16 protein-coding genes are annotated in these 22505 nt (G+C 70.8%); 4 read left to right on the top strand and 12 right to left on the bottom strand.

Features of this window, described 5'->3' with window-relative positions:
• The first annotated feature begins 24 nt into the window (after window positions 1-24).
• The gene (locus tag P3L51_RS24460) at window positions 25-1374 is read left to right on the top strand and encodes a protein kinase domain-containing protein (RefSeq protein WP_354607430.1); all 1350 of its coding nucleotides are present in this window, start codon (window positions 25-27) and stop codon (window positions 1372-1374) included.
• Between the two features lie 40 nt (window positions 1375-1414).
• Here P3L51_RS24460 and P3L51_RS24455 read toward each other — a convergent pair whose 3' ends face one another.
• The 3 genes from P3L51_RS24455 to P3L51_RS24445 form a co-directional block, all read right to left on the bottom strand.
• Window positions 1415-3526 carry a hypothetical protein gene (locus P3L51_RS24455; protein ID WP_354607427.1) on the bottom strand — a complete coding sequence of 704 codons (2112 nt, stop codon included), beginning with the start codon at window positions 3524-3526 and terminating at the stop codon, window positions 1415-1417.
• Between the two features lie 145 nt (window positions 3527-3671).
• A complete protein-coding gene (locus P3L51_RS24450) occupies window positions 3672-4196 on the bottom strand; it encodes a hypothetical protein (RefSeq protein ID WP_354607426.1) in 525 nt (174 codons plus the stop codon).
• Window positions 4193-5749, bottom strand: a complete 1557-nt coding sequence (locus P3L51_RS24445) for a hypothetical protein (RefSeq protein WP_354607425.1) — start codon at window positions 5747-5749, stop codon at window positions 4193-4195. The genes P3L51_RS24450 and P3L51_RS24445 overlap by 4 nt, the downstream gene beginning before the upstream one ends.
• A gap of 412 nt (window positions 5750-6161) precedes the next feature.
• On the opposite strand from P3L51_RS24445, the gene P3L51_RS24440 reads away from it, so the two are divergent.
• Window positions 6162-6839 carry a cupin domain-containing protein gene (locus tag P3L51_RS24440; protein WP_354607424.1) on the top strand — a complete coding sequence of 226 codons (678 nt, stop codon included), beginning with the start codon at window positions 6162-6164 and terminating at the stop codon, window positions 6837-6839.
• Between the two features lie 64 nt (window positions 6840-6903).
• On the opposite strand, the gene P3L51_RS24435 is transcribed toward P3L51_RS24440, so the two are convergent.
• Window positions 6904-9270, bottom strand: coding sequence for a discoidin domain-containing protein (locus P3L51_RS24435; protein ID WP_354607429.1), 2367 nt, complete (start codon window positions 9268-9270; stop codon window positions 6904-6906).
• A 384-nt stretch (window positions 9271-9654) separates the two neighbouring features.
• Here P3L51_RS24435 and P3L51_RS24430 point away from each other — a divergent pair, with 384 nt between their 5' ends.
• On the top strand, window positions 9655-12924 hold the full coding sequence (locus P3L51_RS24430; RefSeq protein WP_354607423.1) for a family 78 glycoside hydrolase catalytic domain: 3270 nt from the start codon (window positions 9655-9657) through the stop codon (window positions 12922-12924).
• A gap of 182 nt (window positions 12925-13106) precedes the next feature.
• Here P3L51_RS24430 and P3L51_RS24425 read toward each other — a convergent pair whose 3' ends face one another.
• From P3L51_RS24425 to P3L51_RS24395, 7 genes are all read right to left on the bottom strand, one after another.
• Entirely contained in the window at window positions 13107-14144 is a 1038-nt protein-coding gene (locus P3L51_RS24425; RefSeq protein ID WP_354607422.1) for a LacI family DNA-binding transcriptional regulator, read from the bottom strand.
• Window positions 14144-15562, bottom strand: coding sequence for an L-fucose/L-arabinose isomerase family protein (locus P3L51_RS24420; RefSeq protein ID WP_354607421.1), 1419 nt, complete (start codon window positions 15560-15562; stop codon window positions 14144-14146). Before P3L51_RS24420 ends, P3L51_RS24425 begins: the two co-directional genes overlap by 1 nt.
• 75 nt (window positions 15563-15637) lie before the next feature.
• Window positions 15638-15958: an L-rhamnose mutarotase gene (locus P3L51_RS24415; RefSeq protein ID WP_354607420.1), complete on the bottom strand. Its 321-nt coding sequence runs from the start codon at window positions 15956-15958 to the stop codon at window positions 15638-15640.
• Window positions 15959-15965: 7 nt separating this feature from the next.
• Window positions 15966-17054 (bottom strand): rhamnose ABC transporter substrate-binding protein, encoded by a 1089-nt coding sequence (gene rhaS / locus P3L51_RS24410; RefSeq protein ID WP_354607419.1) that lies wholly within the window; start codon window positions 17052-17054, stop codon window positions 15966-15968.
• Window positions 17055-17135: 81 nt separating this feature from the next.
• Complete coding sequence (locus tag P3L51_RS24405) at window positions 17136-18143, bottom strand: ABC transporter permease (RefSeq protein WP_354607428.1); 1008 nt, start codon at window positions 18141-18143, stop codon at window positions 17136-17138.
• 5 nt (window positions 18144-18148) lie between these two features.
• Window positions 18149-19198 (bottom strand): ABC transporter permease, encoded by a 1050-nt coding sequence (locus P3L51_RS24400; RefSeq protein ID WP_354607418.1) that lies wholly within the window; start codon window positions 19196-19198, stop codon window positions 18149-18151.
• Window positions 19195-20790, bottom strand: coding sequence for a sugar ABC transporter ATP-binding protein (locus P3L51_RS24395; protein ID WP_354607417.1), 1596 nt, complete (start codon window positions 20788-20790; stop codon window positions 19195-19197). Before P3L51_RS24395 ends, P3L51_RS24400 begins: the two co-directional genes overlap by 4 nt.
• 251 nt (window positions 20791-21041) lie before the next feature.
• On the opposite strand from P3L51_RS24395, the gene rhaI reads away from it, so the two are divergent.
• Window positions 21042-22211, top strand: coding sequence for an L-rhamnose isomerase (rhaI, locus tag P3L51_RS24390; RefSeq protein ID WP_354607416.1), 1170 nt, complete (start codon window positions 21042-21044; stop codon window positions 22209-22211).
• A gap of 10 nt (window positions 22212-22221) precedes the next feature.
• On the opposite strand, the gene P3L51_RS24385 is transcribed toward rhaI, so the two are convergent.
• On the bottom strand, window positions 22222-22505 hold a 284-nt coding region (locus tag P3L51_RS24385), incomplete at its 5' end, for a trypco2 family protein (RefSeq protein ID WP_354607415.1).

Genomic DNA, 22505 nt, shown 5'->3' with positions numbered 1-22505 from the left:
CGCACTGAAGCAGAGAGGCACAGCATGGCGAACGGCATGCTCCTGGCCGGACAGACCCTGATCACCGAATCCGGGGACCGGGTCACGGTCGCCGAGCTGTTCGGCTCGGGCGGCCAGGGCGAGGTCTACCGGGTGCGGACGCCGCACGGCGACCGGGCCGTCAAGTGGTACTACCCACAACTGGCCGACGCCCGGCAGCGGCAGATCCTCGAAGGGCTCATCCACCACGGCTGGGGCGACGACCGGTTCCTGTGGCCGCAGACGGTCGTGATGGACCCCGACGCCTCGTACCCGGGCTTCGGCTATCTGATGGACGTACGGCCCCAGCGCTTCCACGACCTGCCGGCGCTGTTCCGCCGTGACCCGTCGGTGGCGGCGACCACGCTGCGTACGCTCGTCGCCGCCGCGCTGCACACCGTCGAGGCGTACTTCACCCTGCACTCCAAGGGCATCGCCTACCGTGACATCAACTGGGGCAACATCTTCTTCGACCCGGCCACCGGCGACGTGCTGGTGTGCGACAACGACAACGCCGTGGTGGAGGGCGAAGCCGCCGCCGTCGCCGGGACGATGGACTTCATGGCCCCCGAGCTGGTGCGCGGCGACAACGGCGCGCTGCCCGGCATCCAGACCGACCTGCACTCGCTCGCCGTACTGCTGTTCCTGCTGCTGATGAATCATCACCCGCTCGACGGAGCACAGGCGTTGCGGATCCGCTGCATGGACGAGGCGGCCAAGCGCAAGATGTACGGCACCCACCCGCTGTTCATCTACGACCCCGCCGACACCGCCAACCGACCGGTACCGGGCGAGCATCCCACCGTCATCGCCACCTGGGGCGCACTGCCGAAGATCCTGCGCGACCTGTTCGTCAAGACCTTCACGGACGGGCTCACCACGCCCTCGACGCGGGTCCGCGAGTCGCAGTGGCGCGACGCGCTGAGCCGGGTACTCGACGCGATCACGGTGTGCGCGTCCTGCGGCCGGCAGAACATGACCCAGCCCGAGGGCCCCGCGCCCGACTGCTGGAAGTGCGGCAAGACCGTGCAGCTGCCCCCGAAGCTCGAAGTCGTCACGGGCCGCGGCGCCCTGCGCACCCGCCGCGGCATCCGCCTCGACCCCAAGGCGCGGGTGTACGCACACCATCTGGTCGACGACCCGGAGCGGCACGACTTCACCGCCGTGGTGGGCGAGATGACCGAACACCCCCAGCAGCGTGGGCGGTTCGGCCTCACCAACCGTACGTCGCGCGACTGGACGGTCCGCCGCGACGACGGCACGGTCCAGGAGGTCGGCCCCGGCCGCACCGTGGCACTGCGCCCCGGACTGCTGCTGGAGTTCGGCGGCGGCACGGAGGCCGAGGTACACGCGTAGGCCGGGGCAGGCTGATCGGGGCCCGGGACACCGGCCCCGATCAGCCGCCGGAGCGCGGGCGCCGGCGGCGGCGCCACCACGGGCGGCCCTGGGGAGCGGCGCCGCCGCTCCACGGTGTCCACGGGAACGAAAGCAGCGCGAGGGCGCGACCGCTCCGCGGTGGTCGCGGCGGCGGCTCGGGTACGTGGGGCAGGGACGTCGTCGCAGGGACCGCCGGGATCGACACCGCGTCCGGGCGCGGGACCGCGCTCACCTCGATGCGGCACGGGCGCCCGTTCAGCGGGATCTCGACGCGCTGCTCCGCCAGATAGCGGCTGCGCGCCACGCGCATCTCCCGCCGTACGCCCTCCTGCTCCCACACCACCAGGACCAGGACCGCGGGCTCGGGCCAGCGGAACCGCAGTTCCGCCGTGCCGGCGGCGACGCGCCGGGCCGTCAACTCCTCCACCGGGCCCGGCCGTTCGACCAGCACGGTCGGACCCGCCACCGCCCTGTCGCCGAGGACGCTGACCGCCGTCATCCGGACCCGGGTCCGCAGCTCCGGCAGCACGATCACCGGGCCCTCACCCGGCGCCGACCGCGCGGCCGTAGACCCTGACACATCGTCACCCGGCGCCATGGGCGGGCCCGGCCACTCCACCACACGGCCGTTCCCGCGCGCCGGCGGACGCCAGTCGATGGTCACCGTGCCGTCTTCGAGGCGCTGTACGGTCACGTCCTCCACCGGCGACGGCCACTCCACGGACGTTGCCGCGACCCGCAGACCCGGCGACCACACCAACTCCCCGCCCTCGCCCGGCAGATCGGGCACCGCCGGATAGCCGCAGGAGATCTCGTACAGATACGTTCCCGGCCGCAGCGGGCGGTCCACGAACCCCTTCCGCCCGGCCGGCACCAGGAGCCCGTCCACCGGCACACCGTCCGTCGGCTGCTCGGAGCCCCCTGACCGTCCCGCCCGGCGCGGCGTCGAGCGCACCGCCCTGAACCCCGTGGCCGCCGGGTGCGCGCGCCACTCCAGCCGTACGCCGTCGGGCACCGGCACGGCCAGGACCCCCTCCACGTCCGGCACCAGCAGGACGGCACCCGTGACACGGGGGACACCCGCCAACTGTCCACGGCGCAGCGGCAGTACGGCGTACCGCACCCGCCTGCCGATCGGGGCGTGCGGGTCGAGCACCGAGAACGAGCTGTCCGTGTACGGCACCTCGACGGCCTGTTCCGGGGCGCCGTCCACGAAGCGCACCACCCGGTACGACACCGGGCCCCCGAGCCGGGAGGTGTCACGCGGCAGCCGCGCGGCCGTCCACGTCAGGGTGACGGCCCGCCGCTCGACGCTCACCCGCACCGTCGAATCGGTGGGCGACGGCGCGTCGGGGGAGTGCCGCTCGTCGGCGAGCAGTGTGGCGGCGCCGAGCAGGCCCGCCATCGCCTCGTCGTCGTCGGCCGCCCGCCGAACGGCCGCCAGCCAGGAGACCGTCGCGGCGCGCAGCTCACCGAGCGCCCCGAGCCGCCGCGCCTCGTCCATCAGCCGGTCCACGGCCGCCGCCCGGTCGTTCAGGCGGGTCAGGAAGTTCGCCAGTACGTGGTCGCCCGGCCGCGACGGCAGGAGGCCGGCGACCCGCAGCGCCTCCCGCAGCCGTTCACCGGGCCAGACCTCGTTGATCGACTCGGCCGCGTCACGGACGGGCCCCTTGCCGGGGAAGCCCGCCGCGACGGCGGACGCCAGCGGCGCGGCGTCCTCGCTGTGCACACCGAGCGCCTCCGCCGCCTCGGCGGTCGGCCCCCCGGCCCGGTCCCTCAGCTCGCGGCACACCTGCCACAGCACGATGCGGCGCGGCCCCATCGGATCGTCGCGCACGACGGTCTCCATGGTGTCCATCAGCGCCGCCGCCGTACCGGCACGCGGATCGGTGGACGTACGCCACCGTTCGGTCGTCTCCTGAATGTGACGCAGGTCCACCCGCGTCCACGCACGCCCCCGGGCGGGGAACCACAGGCCGTCCAGGATCCGGAACCCGTCGTCCGTCGCCGCCTTCGGCAGCGTCGCGAACGGACTCGTCCCGGCCTCGACGGCCGGTCCCCGCAGCAGATCGGCGGCATGCCGGAACCCCAACCGGCCTATCACCGCGTCCAGTTCGGAGAATCCACGCATGCCGGGAAACTGCGGCAGGACAGGCGGCGGCAGCGGCGGCCGCCGCTCCTGCGTACCGTCGCTCGCGCCTTCCGCCCGTGCGCCTGGCCGCCACCGCTCCACGCCGTGGGTCCTCTCGTTCGTCGCGGCTCTCCGGCCGCCCGGTTCAGCGGGGCGAGGTGTAGAAGTAGATCCGGATGATCGCCGAGTTCGCCGGCTCACCGAGATCGTGGAAGTCGTCCGTCGCCGTCTTCTTGGAGAACATCCCCGGACGGGCCTTGCTGAGCAGCGAGTTGACGCGATGTGCGTACTCCGTGCCGCCCTGGCTGCCGCCGAAGGTCAGGACCAGCGCCGCGGTGCGCCCCGGCCACCTCTTCGTGCCCTTGTTGATCTGGGCGACGATGTCCTCGCTGTCGCCGCCCTTCACCCGGATCTGCTGCGGCTTCAGCTCCACCGACCTCGGCCCGGCCGGGGACGGAGTCGGGGAGGGTGACGGGGAAGGGGAGCTGGACGCCGACGGCCTTCCGCCGGGGCGGGCGGCCAGGGGGTCCGGCCGGTCCGCCATCGACACCAGGGCGAGCACCAGCACGAGGTCGGCGAAGAGCCAGCCGGCCAGCATGACGACACCGGGCCGCCCGCCGCGCCGTACCCGTCCGGCCAGTTGGCCCACCCGGCGTACGGGACGGCTCACGGGCCCACCTCGTCCTGCGGCGGATACGACGGACGCGCCGGACCCTGCTCGGGGATGCCGGGCGTGGCCCGTGCGGTCGACGTGTCATGTCCGGTGCCGTGGGAACCGCCGTTCCCCGCACCGCCGTTCGCCCCCGTCAGTGACAGTCGCTCCGTGGGCGTGTCGTACTCGAAACCGGCCCCGGAGGCGCGCCCGCCCGCGAGAGTCGGCGCGGACGCCGAATCGGGCGCCGGGTGCGGCGCCGGGCCGATTGTCGCGACGTACTCGGAGTCCGGCGCCGCCACAGTCCCGACCTCGAAGCCGTTCTGAGTGACCGTCAGTCCACGCAGTCCCTTGTCCAACCGGGCCGCCGCGTCCTGCCAGTGCGCCGCCGCCGCGTCCCAGCGCTCCGTGGCCTCCCGCATCCCGTCGACGGCGTCGTTCGTGCGCCCGGCGCTGTCCACCAGTGCTTTCGACGCGCGCTCCGTGGCCTGCGCCACCGTCTCCGACTTCGTGGCCAGCGTCTGCTGCGCGGCGGCGAGCGCCTTCAGCGAGGCCTCCACCGTGTCACCCGCCGATTTGACGCGGTCGGCGATCCGGCCGGCCGCGGCCTGGTTCTCGGTTCCCGCCCGCGCGGTCGCCGCCTGCCCGTCCCGTACGGCGGCCTCGATACGGTCGGCGGCCGTGCCGAGCTTCGGCAGCTCGCCGGTCAGCGCGAGGGCGGCCCTCTCCAGCGAGGTGGTCGCGTCCTCCAGCGCCTTCGCCGAGTCGACCAGCGAGTTGTGACTGCGGTCGGCGCGGGACGCCAGTGACTCCATCCGGGTGGCGGCCTTGCTCAGACCGGCCGTGAACTGCTGCGGAGAGGCCGCGCGATGCGGTACGAGCGACAGCTGGACCCGGGTCAGCAGGGACGCCAGCCGGCCGAGCAGATACTCCTGCTCCCCGTTCAGCTTCGCCTCCACGCGGTCCGCCCGCGAACGGGCGCGCGCGTGCCACACCGAGAGCACCACCAGAAGGCTGATCAGCACGACCGCCATCAGTGCCACGTTCTCGAACCGGCCCGACGACGAGAGATGACCGCCGAAGCCCGTCTGCCACAGCTGGAGGAACGGCCGGGTCGCCTCCTTGGGATTCTCCTGGCTCAACTCCCCGTACGCGCGCACCGCTTCCCGCAGCCCGAACCAGGTGATGAGCAGCGGGACGAACACCAGCACGCCCAGCGTCGCCTCCAAGGCCCCCTCGCGGACGGGCCGTTGGCGCATCTCGTCGCGCACCGTCCGTACGAGTGCCCCGGCGCCCGCCTTGGCCGCGAGTGCCACCCGGAGCTGCGCGTGGAGCGGTGCGCGGCGGGCCGGTGGTGGCTGGGCCAGACTCTCCGGGCGTACGTACGCCTGCACCAGATCCACGTCGGCCCACAGATCGAGGCGCGTCCCCTGCTCCAGGTCATGAGCGAGGTCGATGAGCTCCGCACCGCGCAGTTCGAGGGCGGGCTCGGCGGCGAGGATCCTCAGTTCCGCCGCCAGCTTCTTCTGCCGTGGGTCCGCCTGCGCCGTGTTGGGTGATACCTGTGCCAACCCTGTTTCCCCCTGAATCGGGTGTTCCCCGTGACCGTGCTCCGTCGTGCGGCCCGGCCGGCCACCTCGCCGCGACCGTATGGGGGGACGTCCCCGAGATCGCGCTGGTTCCAGGCCGAGTCGAGGATCCCACATACGACACTTCCGGCATGCCCCGATCCCGAGGTGTCCGCCGTTGACACGGACTCGGGGCGGATCTACGTTCTGACAGAAAGCGCTTACTCGACTGGTCCGAAGGGGAGTGTTGACGACGTCCCGCACCGGCTCATCCGCAGACACAGACACAGACACAGACACAGCGACCGGCACAGGCACGGCGACCGGCACAGACACAGGCGCAGCCACCGGCACCGGCACGGGTACGGGCTCCGCCACGGCCCCGGGCTTCGCCGGGCTGCCCGGCGCCGTCGCCGTGTCGCACCTGACCGTGTACGACTGGGAGGCCGCCGACGGCCTCTCCGGTGGTACCCCACATCTGCATCTGACCTGCTCCGAGGGGTATGTCGTGACCGCCGGACGCGGCGCCGTGCAGACCCTCACCGCCGGGGGATTCGCGAGCACCCCCCTGGAGCCGGGCGCCCTGGTGTGGTTCACCCCCGGCACCATTCACCGCCTCGTCAACGAGGACGGTCTGCGGATCGTCGTACTGATGCAGAACAACGGACTGCCCGAGGCCGGGGACGCCGTCCTGACCCTGCCGCCGGAACACCTGAGCGACCCCGAGACGTACGGGCGTCTCGTACGCGTCCCCGAAGGCACCGAGGCCGAGCAGGCGGCGTTCGCCCGGCGCCGGCGGGATCTGGCGATCGAGGGGTTCGCGGCGCTGCGCGCGGCGTGGGACGCCGGCGACGAGAAGCCGCTGCTGGACTTCCACCGTGCGGCGGGCGCACTGGTCCGGCCGAGGCTCGACGACTGGCGGGCGCGCTGGGAGTCCGGCGCGGCGGAGGCCGCGCGGCAGACGGGCGTTCAGCTCGACCGGATCGCCGAGGGGGACGCGTCGCATCTCGCCGAGGCGCGCGTACGGGCCCGACTGCCGCAGGCCCGGGGGAAGTTCGGGATGTGCGGTCGGCTCGACACCTACGCGGTATGAGCCGAGCCGGTGAATCCCGGGGGAACGGTGCGCCGGCCGGACCGGCGCACCGCCCCGCGTCGAATCAGTCGGCGTAGACCTCCAGTTCGGAGAGCTGCGCGGCGGGCCAGCCGGTGTTGCCGGTGACGGTCACCCGTACGTAACGGGTCGCCGTCCCCGGCAGGGTGACGGTGGCGGTGTTGGCGCTCGACGGGTTGAAGGTGACACCCGCCGACGCCTTGAGCTGGGTGTAGGTCGAGTTGTTGGTGCTGCCCGAGACACTGAGGGTCTGGGTACGGGTCTGCCACGCCGCGGCGGGCGGAAGCTTCAGTACCAGCCGGTCGACGTTCTTCGCCGCGCCGAGATCCACGGTGATGGACTGCGGGAAGGCGTTGTTGGTGCTCTCCCAGTAGGTGTTGGCGTTACCGTCCACGGCGTTGCCGGGGCCGTACGTCTGCGCTTGGCCGGTCGCGGTGACCGGACGGCCCTCGGCGAGGTTGCCCTCGTCACCCGGCGGGTCGGTCGGCGGGTCGGTCGGGCCCCCGGGGTCGGTCGGACCGCCGGGTACACCGCCGTTGGTCCACTGGGGCGCGGGCCATACGCCGGTGCAGGCGGGCGGGTTGGAGTACCAGCCGGAGTTGCCGCTGCCGACCTGGGTGATCTGGAACCCGGCGCCCACACAGTTGTGGATCTTGTTGGACTGGGCGATGTTGGTGGCCTTGACGTTGTCGAACGTGGCCTTGCCCGGCGCCTGGATCTGGAGCGCGTAGGTACCCGCGCCGTCGATCTTGATGTTCTTGAACTTCAGCCCGTTGGTCGCGCCCTCGATCAGATGGATCGCCGCGTAGGAGCTGTCGAGGATCTCGGTGTCGGTGATGTTGATCGTGGCGTTGTTGATGGGCTCGTTGAGCCCGCTGAACCACACCGCGCCGACGCCGAACTGCCAGTTGTAGTCGTTGTTCCCGGCCCGGATCAGTGTGTTGCGCGCGGCGGTGTGGGTGCCCGAGACCGCCGTGCCCTGACCGGAGTTGACGCCCGGATAGCGGTTGGCGATGTGCAGGCCGCCGCCGTTGGTGATGGTGTCCGACATGACGTTGTCGGAGATGGTGATGTCCTTGCCGCCGTAGGTGACGATGTTGTTCGCCAGGATCGGCAGGATCACCGTGTTGAACGTGAACTTGTTGTTGACGTTCGGGATGTTCTCCGCCCACATGGCCAGACCGTCGTCACCGGTGTTGCGGACGAAGGTGTTGGTGACGGTGGAGTTCGTGACGCCGTAGTGGAAGTTCACTCCGTCGGCCGTCTGGTCGAGGATGCGGCTGTTCTTGATGGTGAGGTTGTTCATCGGACCGTCCACCCAGACGCCGCACTTGGTGTGCTGCATCCAGATGTTGTCGATGACGGAGTTGGACAGCGCGCCACCGATGGCGTTGACCTGGTCGTTGTCCACGCGTTCACGGATGTCGCCCATGATGGCGAAGTCCTTGAGGGTGACGTCGCTGCTGCCGCCCTGGTTGGCGTACTTGCCGTAGACCCCGACCGCCTTGCTGCGGTCGGTGGGATGGCGGCTCTTCAGGACGCTGTACCAGGGTCCGGCCCCGGCGAGCGTCACCTTGTCGACCACGATGTGGTCCTGGATCTCGAAGTTGCCCTGCGGGATGTACACGGCTCTGTTCTGCGCCTGCCCGGCGGCCACCGCCGCCTGGAACTTGGCGGTCGAGTCGGCGGCGCCGGACGGGTCGGCGCCGAAGTCGGCCACGACGTCGAGCGCGCCCGCCGGCTTGGGCTTCGGGGCGTCGACCTGTTCGAAGTCGGCGAGGTCGATGGTGAACGTGGGGGACTGCGCGGTCGACGACACCTGGAGACGGACCTTGGTGCCGGTCGCCAGGGTCGAGCCGAACATGGTGCGCGTCTCGTCGTAGAAGTGGTGGGGGTTGGTGTCGCCGGGGTTGTTGTTGAAGGGGTAACCGCCGTAGTACCAACCGTACTTGGAGGTCACGGGCACGTTCTTGAGCTGGTTGCCGTTGACCCGCACGTCGATCCCGGCGTCCCGGCCGGTCCCCGCGGAGTTGTCGGGCAGCGAGTAGCGGAAGGTCATGGCGTTGGCCGGCTTGGTGAGGGTGAACTCCACGTACTCACCGACCGCGTCGAGCGTCACGGCCTGCCGTCCGGAGGCCTCCGAGGGAAGCGATCCGTACAGCCGGTTGGGGCCGATCAGGGTGCCGTTGGTGGCGGCGTACTCGGCCTCGTGCTCCACGAAGGGCACGGTGGCGCCACGGCCGGGGATGCCGACGGGTGAGGGGGCGGGGACTCCGGCGGCCACGGCCGCCGGGGCGGCGGACAGGACGACGACGGCGGCCGTCCCGGCCACCGCCGTCGCGAGAGCCAGGGAGGCGGAGAGCGAGGCGGACACGCCGCGGCGGAACAGGCGGCGTCTTGGGGGAGGTGTCACAGACATACGTCCTTGCGGCTCGTGGGGACTCTGCGGACGCGAAAAGGCTAGAAGCGGTTCCGCAGGAAGTCTATGAATCTGTGCAAGAAATGGATGCTAAGCCAGAATTCCTATGCGTCCTGCGCTGCCGTATTCCCTTCATATGTACGCAAGTTGGCCTCGGCGTTGATCTCGGGCACCCCCGACTCCGATCATCGCGCTGATGCTCCCTCAGATCCCCGGCCACTCCCCGGCCGCAAAACTCTCCCTGATCACAGCAAGAAGCAGTGCCGCGTGAGACATCCACAGCAGCCCCTTGCGCACCTCTTGTGAGCCCTCCGGGATCGGCCCTACGATTCTTGACACGGGACATGAAACGATTCAATCAAAGGGGCGGGTATGGGCATGGGCTGGACACGCAGAGGTCTCCTGGGCACCTCGGTGGGCGCGGGCGCCGGGATCGTCTCGCTCGCCGCGGGCCCGATGGCCTCGGCCGCCACACCCGGACAGGGCGACAAGTCCCGGCACGGCCGAGACGGCGCGCTGCGCGTCGTCGCCGCGAAGGTCGAGTACGCGCAACACGTCCTCGGCACCGACAACCCCACCCCCCTCCTCTCCTGGGAGCTGACCGCCGACGGCCATGGCGCCGTGCAGCGCGCGTACCAGATCAGGGCCGCCACCGACCCGCGCGACCTCGCCAAGGGGCGCGAACTCCGTTGGGACACCGGCAAGGTGACCTCCCACCGCAGCGTCGCCGTCCCCTACGCCGGGCCCGCCCTGCCGCCCCGTACCCGCTGCCACTGGCAGGTCCGCGTCTGGGACGGTGACGGCGACGTCTCGCCCTGGAGCACGGCCGGCTGGTGGGAGACCGCGCTCGGCGACGAGAAGTGGGGCGCCGAGTGGATCGGCGCCGACGCCGCCGCCACCCCCCTCGGCCTCGAAGGCGCCTCCTGGATCTGGTCCAAGGGCGCGACCACCGGCAACGCCCCCGCCGGACCGCGGTGGTTCCGCGCCGCCCTCGACCTCCCCGCCGGCGCCGGCATCGAGAGCGCCGTCTTCGTCGCCACCGCGGACGACGACTTCACCCTTCACCTCGACGGCGCCCAAGTGGCCCACGCGCCCCAGCAGCAGGACGGCTGGCGCACCGGCAGGACCGCCGATGTCACCGAAGCCGTCAAGGCGGCCGGGCAGCGCGTCGTCCTCGCCGCCGTCGCCACCAACCGCGGTGGCGCCTCCGTCAACCCGGGCGGATTCATCGCCCGCCTCGTCGTGAGGACCGGCGACGGCCGGACCCGTGAACTCGTCACCGCCGGCGACTGGCTGACCTCCGAGACCGAACAACAGGACTGGCAGCAGCCGGACTTCGACGACAGCGGCTGGACCGCCGCCACCGTCCTCGCCCCCTACGGCGAAGGCCCCTGGGGTGACGACGTGTCCGTTTCCCTGCCCGAGGCGCCCGCACCGCTGCTGCGCCGCGAGTTCACCGTACGCAAGCCCGTCACCCGCGCCCGCCTCTACATCAGCGGACTCGCCTACTACGTCGCCGAGTTGAACGGCAAGCCCATCGGCGAGCAGGTGCTCGACCCGGCCTTCACCGACTACGACGAGACCGTCATGTACGCCGTGCACGACGTGACGTCCCTGCTGCGCCGCGGCGACAACGCCATCGGCGTCACCCTCGGCCGCGGTTTCTACGGTATGACCACCCCCAACGTGTGGAACTGGCACCAACCGCCCTGGCACGGCGAGCCCCGCCTGCTGTGCCGGCTGGAGGCCGAGCACCCGGACGGCGCCCGCACCACCGTCGTCTCCGACACCGACTGGCGCATGACCCAGGGCCCCACCCTCACCAACTCCCTCTACGCCGGGGAGACATACGACGCGCGCCTGGCCCCGAAGGACTGGACCCGGCCGGGCTTCGACGACCGCGCCTGGCGCGCCCCGGGGACCCAGCAGGCACCGAAGGGCGCCCTGCGCGCCCAGCCGCACGACCCCATCGAGATCATCGACACCATCACGCCCACCGAGATCAGCGAACTGCGTCCCGGTGTGTACGTGGTCGACATGGGCCGGACCACTGCGGGCTGGACCCGACTGACCGTCAAGGCGCCCGCCGGCACGACCGTTTCGCTCATCCACGGCGAGAAGCTGAAGGACGACGGCAGCGTCCACGCCGAGACGGGACACGTGCCGGGCCGCTTCCAGCGCGACGAGTACATCTGCGCGGGCGGCGGGAAGCCCGAGGTGTGGGAGCCGTCGTTCTCCTACAAGGGCTTCCGCTACGTACAGATCGAGGGCCTGCCCGCCCGCCCCCAGCCGTCCGACGTGCTCGGCCGGACCGTCCACACCAAGGTCGACGAGGTCAGCGCCTTCTCCTGCTCCGAGCCCTTCTACGAGACGCTCGACAAGGCGATGCGCCGCACCCTCCTGAACAACCTGCACGGCATCCCGACCGACACTCCCATGTACGAGAAGAACGGCTGGACCGGCGACGCCCAACTCGGGGCGCCCACCCTCGCGTACGGCTTCGGCGTCCACCGCTTCCTCGGCAAGTGGCTCGACGACCTGAAGGACAGTCAGAACGCCGACGGCCAACTGCCGGTGATCGTCCCGAGCGGCGGCTGGGGTTACGGCGACCTCGGCCCGTCACCCGAGTGGACCACCGTCTACCCGTTCCTGGTGCGCGAGATGTACCGGGTGTACGGCGACGACCGGATCGCCCGGCAGCACTGGCCCGTCCTGACCCGCTATCTGGACTGGGAACTGGACCGCCTCGTGGACGGTCTCGCCATCACCGCCCTCGGCGACTACCTGCCGCCCGGCTACGGCGGCAACCCGCCCGAGGACACCCGCCTGACGGCCACCGCCTATCTGCACCGCGCCCTGGTGAACACCGCCGAGATGGGCGAACTGCTGGGCCACGACGACGTGGCCGGGCGCTACCGCACGGCGGCCACCGGACTCAAGGACGCCCTGAACGCGGAATTCCTCAACGACGCAGGGCACTACAGCACCGCGAAGGACCCGGACTACCGGCAGACCTCCAACGCGATCCCGCTCGCCTTCGGCCTCGTTCCCGCCGGCGCCCGCGCCTCCGTCGTGGACAGCCTCGTCGCCGACATCACCGAACGCGGCGACCACCTCAACACCGGCGCGCTCGGCACCAGCGTGCTGCTGCGCGTCCTGTCCGCGCACGGACACCCGGACATCGCCCACGCCATCGCCACCCAGCGCGACTACCCGAGTTGGGGCTACTGGTTCGACAACGGCGCCGACACCATGTGGGAGATGTGGCACCTCGACTCCCGCTCCCGCGACCACTACTTCCAGGGCACCGTCACACAGTGGCTCTACGAGAACGTCGCCGGCCTGCGCCCCGGTGACGACGGCTACCGCACCTTCACCGTCCGGCCCGACGCCCGCACCGGGGTCAGCTGGGCGCGCACCTCGATCCGTACGGTGCGCGGACCGGCCTCCGTCGCCTGGTCCAAGGTCGGCCGTGATCTGCGGCTGACCGTGAAGGTCCCGGTCGGGGCGAGCGCCGAGATCCATGTGCCGGCCGACCGGAAGGACAAGGTGACCGCACCGAAGGACGCGACGTTCGTCCGAACGGAGCCGGGCTTCCAGGTCTACCGCGCCGGGCACGGGGCGTGGGACTTCGTGGGCCGCGGCTGACCCGCGGAGCCGGTCGTCCTCGATCGCCGGGTCAGCAAGCCGGCCCGGCGATCGAGGGTGGAACACTCGGTAGGCCCGAGGACCGAGGGCGGAACACGCGGCCCGACCGGCGATCGAGGGCAAGCGCGCCGGAGGGCCCTGGGCCGCACGGTCCGGGACCCTCCAGGCGTGGTGACGGAGCGTCAGCTCCGGTGCCCGCCACCGGCGCGCGGCATCGAGGACTCCCGCACCACCAACTCCGGCTGGAGCACGATGCGTTGATGCCGGTGATCGGCCGCCGACTCGCCGGTCTCCTCGATCAGCAGCTCGGCCGCGAGCCGCCCCATCTGCGAGGCAGGCTGGCGCACCGACGTGAGCGGCACGGCGGCGGCCGACGCGAACTCGATGTCGTCGTAACCCACGAGCGCCATATCGTCCGGCACGGCCACCCCCGCCCCGTACATCGACTGAAGCACCCCCAGAGCCAGCAGGTCGTTCGCGCAGAACACCGCGCTCGGCCTGCTGTGCAGTCCCAGCAGCCGCGCACCGGAGTCACGCCCCGCCGACACGTCCAGCCGCTCCGCCTCCACCACCCGCAGCCGGTCGGCCGGCAGCCCGGCCTCCTCCAGCGCCAGCAGCGCACCCGCCCGCCGGTCACGGCACTGCGACAGATGCAGGGGCCCGGACACGTACGCGATGTCGGTGTGCCCCTGGGCGAGGAGGTGACGCATCGCCAGCGCCCCGCCGGTGACATCGTCCACGGACACCGAACAGCCCTCGGTGCTCGGCACCACCCGGTCCACGAAGACGTACGGGATGTCCTGCCGCCGGAAACTCTCCAGATTCCGGCCCGTCTCGTCCGTCGGGGTGATCAGCACACCGCGCACCCGCTGCTCGCTGAACAGCCCCAGGTACTCGGCCTCCTCACTGCTGCTCTGCGCGCTGTTGCAGAGCATCACACCGAGCCCGGACTGCCGGGCCACCCGCTCGGCACCGGTGGCGACGTCCACGAAGAACGGGTTCGCCATGTCGAGCACCAGCAGCGCGATGATACGACTGCGGCCCGCCCGCAGATGGCGGGCCGACTCACTCCGTACGTAGCCCAGACGCTCGATGGTGGACAGCACCCTCGACCGCGTCTCCTCGGCCACGGAGTCGGGCCGGTTGATCACGTTCGACACCGTGCCGACGGAGACGCCCGCCACCCGGGCGACGTCCTTGATACCCACCGATTGCGCCATCAGTCAGTGACCTCCACCAGCTCCAGACCGCTCAGACCGCCCAGCGCGCGCAGCTCCGGAACGATGTCGCCGGTGGCGAGCGCCCAGTGGTGCCCCACTCCGCTCGCACTCCACGCGTCGGTCCACTCGCCCGGGTCGCGGCCGAAGTCGACACGCGATGTGGTGTTGCCGATTTCCAGCAGCGGGCCTTCGACCACTTTACCCACCGCGGCGACCAGCCTGTAGCGACCGTCCCTGGACTGGCCGAGTCCCACGAGCGTCACCGGCCCCGGCCGGACGTCGCACTCGACGGACACACCCCAGCCGCGCTTGCCGTGGTAGACACCGAGACCGCGCAGCACCGGCCGGCGCGCGCAGACCGTCAGGTTGGCGGGCCCGTCGTGGCCCATCTCCACCACACCGTCACGGAAATTCAGCGCCTGCAACTCGGTGAAGGTGCCGCCCGCGCCCAGCCGGTCCGTGATCAGCATGGCCAGTGACGTGCGCAGCTCGTACTCCCCGCAGGCGGGCACGCCACGCGCCGTCAGCAGCGAGGAGCCGAGGATCATGCCCGCGCCGAGCCGTTCGTGGATCTCACCCTCCAGGCCCCGGTGGTAGTACGCCAGCGAGTCGAGACCGAAGTCGTCCACCAGCCGGTCGAGCCCGACCGACACCCTCGCGGCCCACACCAGGTCCTCCTCGACCACGGAGTCCGCGATCTCGAACGCCGCGCGTGTCTCGGCCAGCTTCGCCGTCACCGCCGCGTCGTCGGCCTTCATGGCCCGTACACGCAGATCGTCGAACTCCAGGACCTCCACATGGCCGCCGAGGTTGGCCGGCACCATCGTCAGGTCCGTCGATACGTCGTACATGCCGGGATACAGGTGCCCCATCAGGCCGTGCCGGCCCGTGCGCAGCACACCGCGTACGCCGGCCGCCCTGATCCAGCGGCCGATCCGCTCCCACGCCCGCTCGTCCTCCAGATACCCGGAGACGGAACGGAACGGCACCCCGACGCGCTCGAAGGCGTTCGCCATCTCCGGCAGGGGACAGGCGCCGCAGTACGCCAGCCACTCACCGGTGCCGAACGTCGCGTGGTCCATCGCCTCGGTCGGCTGGAGATTGATGAGCAGCACCGGCGCGCCGCTGCGCTGGGCGACGGGCACGAGCATGGTCGCCGTCATGTAGGTGGTGAGGAAGCCGACGATCAGATCGCAGTCGGCGGCGCGCAGCTTCTCGGCGGCGGCCGCCCCCTCCTCGGCGTCGGAGATGAAGCCGACGTCCACGACCTCGGCGTCGAACCGCGTCAGACGGTCCGTCACACGCCGTGCGGAGTGCTTGAGTTGGGGGAGCAGGTTGGGGAACTGGGGCCAGTACGCGCCGAGCCCGCCGGAGACGAGGCCGATCCGGGTACGGCGAGGGGTGGTCGGTGCGTTCATGGCGTCGCTCTCACTCTCCTGACGTGCTGACGTGCGTCGTGTGTCGTGCGGTGATCGGTCATCGGCCGGGTCGCCTCAGTCGAGATGGAAGACCTCGGTCAGCTGCACCATCGCGTCGTCCGGCCCGGCACCGTCCAACGCCTCGAAGTACGGCGCCATCTCCGCCTGCCAGCGGGCGTTGACGTCCGTAGCGGCCATCGTCGCCCGCGCGGCGGCGAAGTCGTCGGTCACCAGATACCCGACCAGCAGCCCGTCGTCGCGCAGGAAGAGCGAGTAGTCGCGCCAGCCCGCGGCGCCGAGCGCCGCGAGCATCTCCGGCCAGACGGCCGTATGACGCTCGCGGTACTCGGCCAGCCGCTCCTGCCTGACCTTCAGCAGAAAACACACACGAGGCATGGCGGGATCAGAAGTCGAAGTCGCCGATGTTCTTCGCGTCGAAGACCGTCGGCGGGCCGAGGATGATCTCCCCGTCCTTGCCGATCGTGTACTCACCCAGGTCGCCGGCCTTGAACTTCTCGCCCTCGGCGCCGGTGATCTGGCCGGACGCCAGCGCCGCCGCCGCGTACGTACCGAGGTAGCCGAGCTTCTTCGGGTCCCACAGCGAGAACTGGTCGAGCGTGCCGTTCTCGATGTACTTGCGCATCTGGTTGGGCGTGCCGAGGCCGTTCAGGACGACCTTCCCCTTGTAGGAGGAGTCGCCGATGTAGCGGGCCGCCGCCGCGATGCCGACGGTCGTGGGCGAGATGATCCCCTTGAGGTTCGGATACGCCTTGAGGAGCCCCTGCGTCTCCTGGAAGGACTTCTGGTCCTGGTCGTCCCCGTACGCGACCTTGACCAGCTTCATGTCCTTGTACTCGGGCTTCGTCAGCTCGTCCTTCATGAACTCGATCCAGGTGTTCTGGTTCGTCGCGTTCTGCGTCGCCGACAGGATCGCGATCTCGCCCTTGTTGCCGAGCTGCTCGGCGATGTTGCGGACCTGGCTGCGGCCGATCTCCTCGGAGCTGGCCTGGTTGATGAAGAGCTGGCGGCAGTCCTTGGCGGTGTCGGAGTCGTACGCGACCACCTTGATGTCCTGCTTCATCGCCTGCTTGAGCGGGCCGCACACCGCGTTGGGGTCGTTCGCCGCGATGAGGATCGCGTCCTGCCGCTGCTGGATGAGGGTGTTGATGTACGACACCTGGGAGGACGCCTTCGCGTTGGAGGGCCCGACCTCCTTGCCGGTGGCGCCGATCTCGCCGGCCGCCGCGATGCCGGCGTCGTCGACGATCTTCTCGTACGGGTTGTTGATCTGCTTGGGCAGGAAGGCGATCTTCAGGCCCTTCTTGAGCGGGGCGTCCGGATTCGCCTTGGCGTCGCCCGACTTGGCGGGGGCGTCGTCCTTGACGGAGTCCTTCGTGGTGCCCGAGCAGCCGGACACGGCGAGTGTCAGGGCGCAGAGCGCGGCGGATGCGGTGACGACGCCGCGGCGTCGGGTGCGGGCCTGCGACAGCATGGTGGGTGCCTTTCGGGAGGTTCGGAACGGAGAAGTCGGGGCGCGGGAGCCGGAGCGCGCGCGGATGTCGGAGCGCGTACCTCAGGGCGCCGCGGAGACCGGGACGGATTCCTCGGCCGCCGTACGCCGATGTCGGCGCTCGGAGACCACGGCGATGATCCGGGGAGTCAGCACGGAGGCGACGAGCAGCAGGCCGGTGACGATCACCTGGATCTCGTTGGAGATGTCGTTGAGGGTCAGCAGATTCGTGAGGAGCCCGATCAGCAGCACACCGGCGACGGCGCCGCCGAGTGTGCCCTTCCCGCCGTCGAAGTCGACGCCGCCGAGCAGCACCGAGGCGATGACGACCAGTTCGAGACCGAGCCCGTTGTCGGCGCGCGCGCTGCCGTAGCGCAGCGTGTAGACGATCCCGGCGAACGAGGCGACGAGACCGGACACCACGAACAGCACCAGCTTGAGCCGCTTGACCCGGATGCCCGCGAACCACGCGGCGTCCTCCTGGGCGCCGATCGCGAACAGCGAACGGCCGAAGCCCGTGCAGTGCAGGGCTGTCGCGGTGATGACGGCGAGCACCGCGAACAGCGCGACCGGATACGGGATGAAGGTGCCGGGCACCGTCTCCGTGTACGCCGCGTACCGGGAGTACGTCTCGGGGAAGTCGGCCACCGCCTCGTCGCCGAGGATGACCGACGCCAGCCCCCGGTAGAGCGTGAGCGTGCCGATGGTGACGGCCAGCGAGGGCAGCCCGACCCGGGTGACGAGCCAGCCGTTCAGCAGCCCGCCGACCGCACCCGCCAACAGGCAGATGGGCACGATCAGTTCGAAGGCGAAGCCCGCCTGCCAGAGCGAGCCGGCGAGCGCGCTGGACAGCCCCAGCATCGAGGCGACGGAGAGATCGACCTGCCCGGCGACCACCAGCAGCGTCATCGGCAGCGCGATGAGCGCGATCTCGGAGACGTCGGCGAGGGCGGCCGAGAGGTTGTCGGTGTTGGCGAACCCGTCCGTGGTGCCGGTGCCCGCCAGGAAGACCGCGATCAGCAGGATGCCGACGGCCGTGTCCCAGCGCAGATATTTCGTCAGTGCGGTCATCGCGGTCATCGTCGGCTCCTCTTCCTGAGCGCGCTGGTCGTACGCACCTGCAAGATGCGGTCGGTGGTGATGGCCGCGAGCAACAGCACGCCGGTGATGGCCTGTTGCCAGAAGGAGTCGACCTTGAGGACGACCAGTGCGCTGCCGATGGTGGTGAGCAGCAGCGCGCCGAGCGCCGCGCCCCAGACGCTGCCCGTGCCGCCGGTGATGGCGACGCCGCCGACGACGACGGCGCTGACGACGGTCAGCTCCCAGCCGTTGGCCGCGTCCGCGACGACGGTGCCGAAGCGGGCGAGCCACAGCGCGCCGGCGAAGCCCGCGATCGCGCCGGAGAACGCGTAGGCGGCCAGGATCCGGCGCCGTACGGGAATCCCCGCCAGCCGCGCGGCGTCCGGGCTCGACCCGATCGCGTACAGCTCACGTCCGCTGCGGTAGGTGCGCAGGAAGTAGCCGGTGGCGGCGAGTACGGCGGCGGAGATCAGCGGCAGATACGGAATCCCGAGGACGCTGCCGGAGCCGAGCGAGAGCACACCGTCGGGGACGTTCACGGCGTTGATCTGCTCGCCGTGCGCCCAGGCGTGGTCGATGCCCTGGATGATGTAGAGCATGCCGAGCGTCACCACGAGCGCGGGCACCCGGCCGAAACTGACGAGTGCGCCGCTGACCAGGCCGCAGACGGTGCCGAGCGCGATACCGAGCAGGACGACGGTGAGCGCGCTGTGGTCGGTGCCGGAGGCGAAGTGGCCGCAGGCGAAAGCCGTGAGGCCCACGACCGAGCCGACCGACAGGTCGATGTTGCGCGTCATCACGACGACGGACTGACCGACGGCGAGCAGCACCAGGATCGAGGAGTTGAGGAGCAGGTCCTTGACGCCCTGGTCGTCCAGGAAGCCGGGGTTGGCGAGCCAGGTGCCGAGGATCAGCAGGGCGAGCGCGCCGCCGATCGCGATCTCCCGGGCGCGGAAGACGGCGTCGACCAGCGACCGGGCCGACCGGCCTTCCTCGGCCGGGACCCGCGGGGTGTCCGGGGTGGGCTTGTCGAGCGTGGTGGTCATGGCGTCGGCTCCTTTGCCGCCGTACGTCCGGTGCCGGTGGATGCGTCGCCGGTGGGTGCGTCGCCGGAAGGGGGTGGCGCGCCGGGCGTACGACCGGTGGCCGCGGCCATCACGGTCTCCTCCGTCGCCCGCTCACGCGGTATCTCGGCGGTGAGCCGTCCCTCGTGCATCACGAGGATCCGGTCGGCCATGCGCAGCACCTCGGGGAGATCGGACGACACCATCAGGACGGCGAGTCCGTCCGCGGCCAGTGACGAGAGCAGCCGGTGGACCTCGGCCTTCGTACCGACGTCGATGCCGCGCGTGGGCTCGTCGACGATCAGTACGGCCGGGTCGGTGGCCAGCCACTTCGCGAGGACGACCTTCTGCTGATTGCCGCCGGACAGGACGGACACCGGATCGGCGAGCTTGTTGTACTTCAGCTGGAGCTTCACCGCCCAGTCGGCGGCGCGCCCGTGTTCGAGCACCCGGCTGACCAGTCCGCGGCGGCGCACGCTCCGCAGTCCCGTCAGGCCGATGTTCCGCTCGATGGACATCTCCATCACCAGCCCGCGCAGCCGCCGGTCCTCGGGGACGAGCGCGAGCCCGGCGTCCATCGCGGCCGTCGGTGAACCGGCGGGCAGTACACGGCCGTCGACCCTCACCTCGCCCGCGTCGGCCCGGTCCACCCCGAAGACGGCCTGCGCGACCTCGCTGCGCCCCGCGCCCACCAGCCCGGCCAGGGCGACGATCTCACCCCGCCGCACCTCGAACGAGATGTCCCTGAAGACACCTTCCCGGGTCAGCCGGCTCACGGACAGCACCGTCGAGCCGGGCTCCGCCGCCGCCTTGGGGTACAGATCGTCCAGATCGCGGCCGACCATACGGCGCACGAGGTCGTCCTCGGTGAGCCCGGCGAGCGATTCGGAGGCGATGCGCCGGCCGTCGCGCAGGGTGGTGACGTGCGAGCAGAGGCCGAAGATCTCCTCCAGCCGGTGCGAGATGAACAGCACCGCCGCGCCCTCCGCCCGCAGCGTGCGTACGACGGAGAACAGCCGGGCGGTCTCGCCGCCGGTGAGTGCGGCGGTCGGCTCGTCCATGATCAGGACGCGCGCGTCGAAGGAGAGGGCCTTGGCGATCTCGACGATCTGCTGATCGGCGATGGACAGCCCGCGCGCGGGCCGCTGCGGATCGAGAGCGACCCCGAGCCTGCTCATCAGGTCGGCCGTCGCGCGGTGGACGGCCTTGCGGTCGATGCGCCCGGCCGAGCGCCGGGGCTGGCGGCCCATGAAGATGTTCTCGGCGATGGAGAGATCGGGGAAGAGCGTCGGCTCCTGATAGATGACGGCGATCCCGGCGTCCCTGGCGTCGGCGGGGCCGTGGAAGACGACGGGTTCGCCGGCGAGGAGGAGATCTCCCTCGTCGGGGCGGTGGACTCCGGCGAGAGTCTTGATCAGGGTGGACTTGCCCGCACCGTTCTCGCCGGCCAGGGCGTGGATCTCACCGGAACGCAGATCCAGGGAGACGTCGTGCAGGGCCCGTACGGCTCCGAAGGATTTGGAGACTCCCCTCAGCGCCAGGACAGGGGCCGGGCCCTTGTCGGGCTTTTCCATGGCGGGCTCCTCGGCGGGGCTGGTGTGGTCAGTGGTGTCAGTGACTCACTCATGAAAGGATTCAACTTTTCCGGAAGCTAGACGGGCCGAGCGCTTCGCGTCAATGGGCGTGCACCGGAAACCCTCGTCTTTTCGGCACGATGCGCCTGTCGGCCCGGTGTCGGCAAGTCAGGGCCTTGACACGCCGGTTGGCCCGGCTCATCATCGCCTTGATGAATCGATTCATGGTCTGCTGAATGGAGCGTTGAGAGATGACGAGCCGATCCGACATCTCCGCCGTGAAGGCGGCCCTCGCGGCTCAGGCCGTCGAGACGCCGTCCTGGGCGTACGGCAACAGCGGGACCCGGTTCAAGGTCTTCGCCCGGCCCGGTGTCCCCCGTACCCCCGAGGAGAAACTGGACGACGCGGCCCGCGTACACGCCCACACCGGCGTCGCGCCCACCGTCGCGCTGCACATCCCCTGGGACAAGGTCGACGACTACGGCGCACTGGCCGCCTACGCCGCGGAGCGTGGCGTACGGCTCGGCACCGTCAACGCCAACGTCTTCCAGGACGACGACTACAAGCTCGGCAGCGTCTGCCACCCGGACGCGGCGGTGCGCCGCAAGGCGCTCGGGCATCTCATGGAGTGCGTCGACATCATGGACGCGACGGGGTCACGCGACCTCAAGCTCTGGTTCTCCGACGGCACCAACTACCCCGGCCAGGACGACATCCGAGCCCGCCAGGACCGCCTCTCCGAGGCGCTGGCGGCCGTGTACGAACGGCTCGGCGACGACCAGCGGATGCTGGTGGAGTACAAGCTGTTCGAGCCCGCCTTCTACGCCACCGACGTCCCCGACTGGGGCACCGCCTACGCCCACTGCCTGCGCCTCGGCGAGAAGGCCCAGGTCGTGGTCGACACCGGCCACCACGCGCCCGGCACGAACATCGAGTTCATCGTCGCGATCCTGCTGCGTGAGGGGAAGCTCGGCGGATTCGACTTCAACTCCCGCTTCTACGCGGACGACGACCTGATGGCCGGCGCCGCCGACCCGTTCCAGCTGTTCCGCATCATGTACGAGGTCATCCGGGGCGGCGGGTTCACGGCGGACATCGCCTTCATGCTCGACCAGTGCCACAACATCGAGGAGAAGGTCCCCGCGGTCATCCGCTCGGTGATGAACGTCCAGGAGGCGACTGCGAAGGCGCTGCTGGTCGACGCCGAAGCCCTGGCCGCCGCCCAACGGGACGGCGACGTCCTGGCGGCGAACGCGGCACTGATGGACGCCTACAACACGGACGTACGCCCCCTGGTGGCCGAGGTCCGCACCGAGCTGGGCGCGGACGCGGACCCGGTGGCGGCGTACCACGCGTCGGGCTACGGCAAGAAGATCGTGGCGGAGCGGGTGGGCGGGGAGCAGGCGGGGTGGGGCGCGTAGGCGCCCTGCTCTAGTCGCCCGTACCGAAGGCGGAGATGTCCGCGCCGGGCCCGTCGTTGCCGATCTCCCAATCGCCGCCGGTGCGGGCGTTCTTGGGCTTGAGGGTAAAGGCGACCTTGTGGGTGTGGGCGGTCCCGCGGCCCGCGTCGGCGTCGGCGGAGACCACCCAGGCTTTGACACCGCCCTTGACTCGGGTGTCGTGCCGCAGCTCGACGGCGAACTCCATCTGGATCTCGCCGACGTCGAAGCGGAGGTCCTGGCCGGCGCCGTGCGAGGCGGCGGCCAGGAGCTGGT

It is taken from the genome of Streptomyces panacea (assembly GCF_040560175.1).
Taxonomy (GTDB): Bacteria; Actinomycetota; Actinomycetes; order Streptomycetales; family Streptomycetaceae; genus Streptomyces; species Streptomyces panacea.
This window is presented reverse-complemented; position numbering and strand designations above follow the sequence as displayed.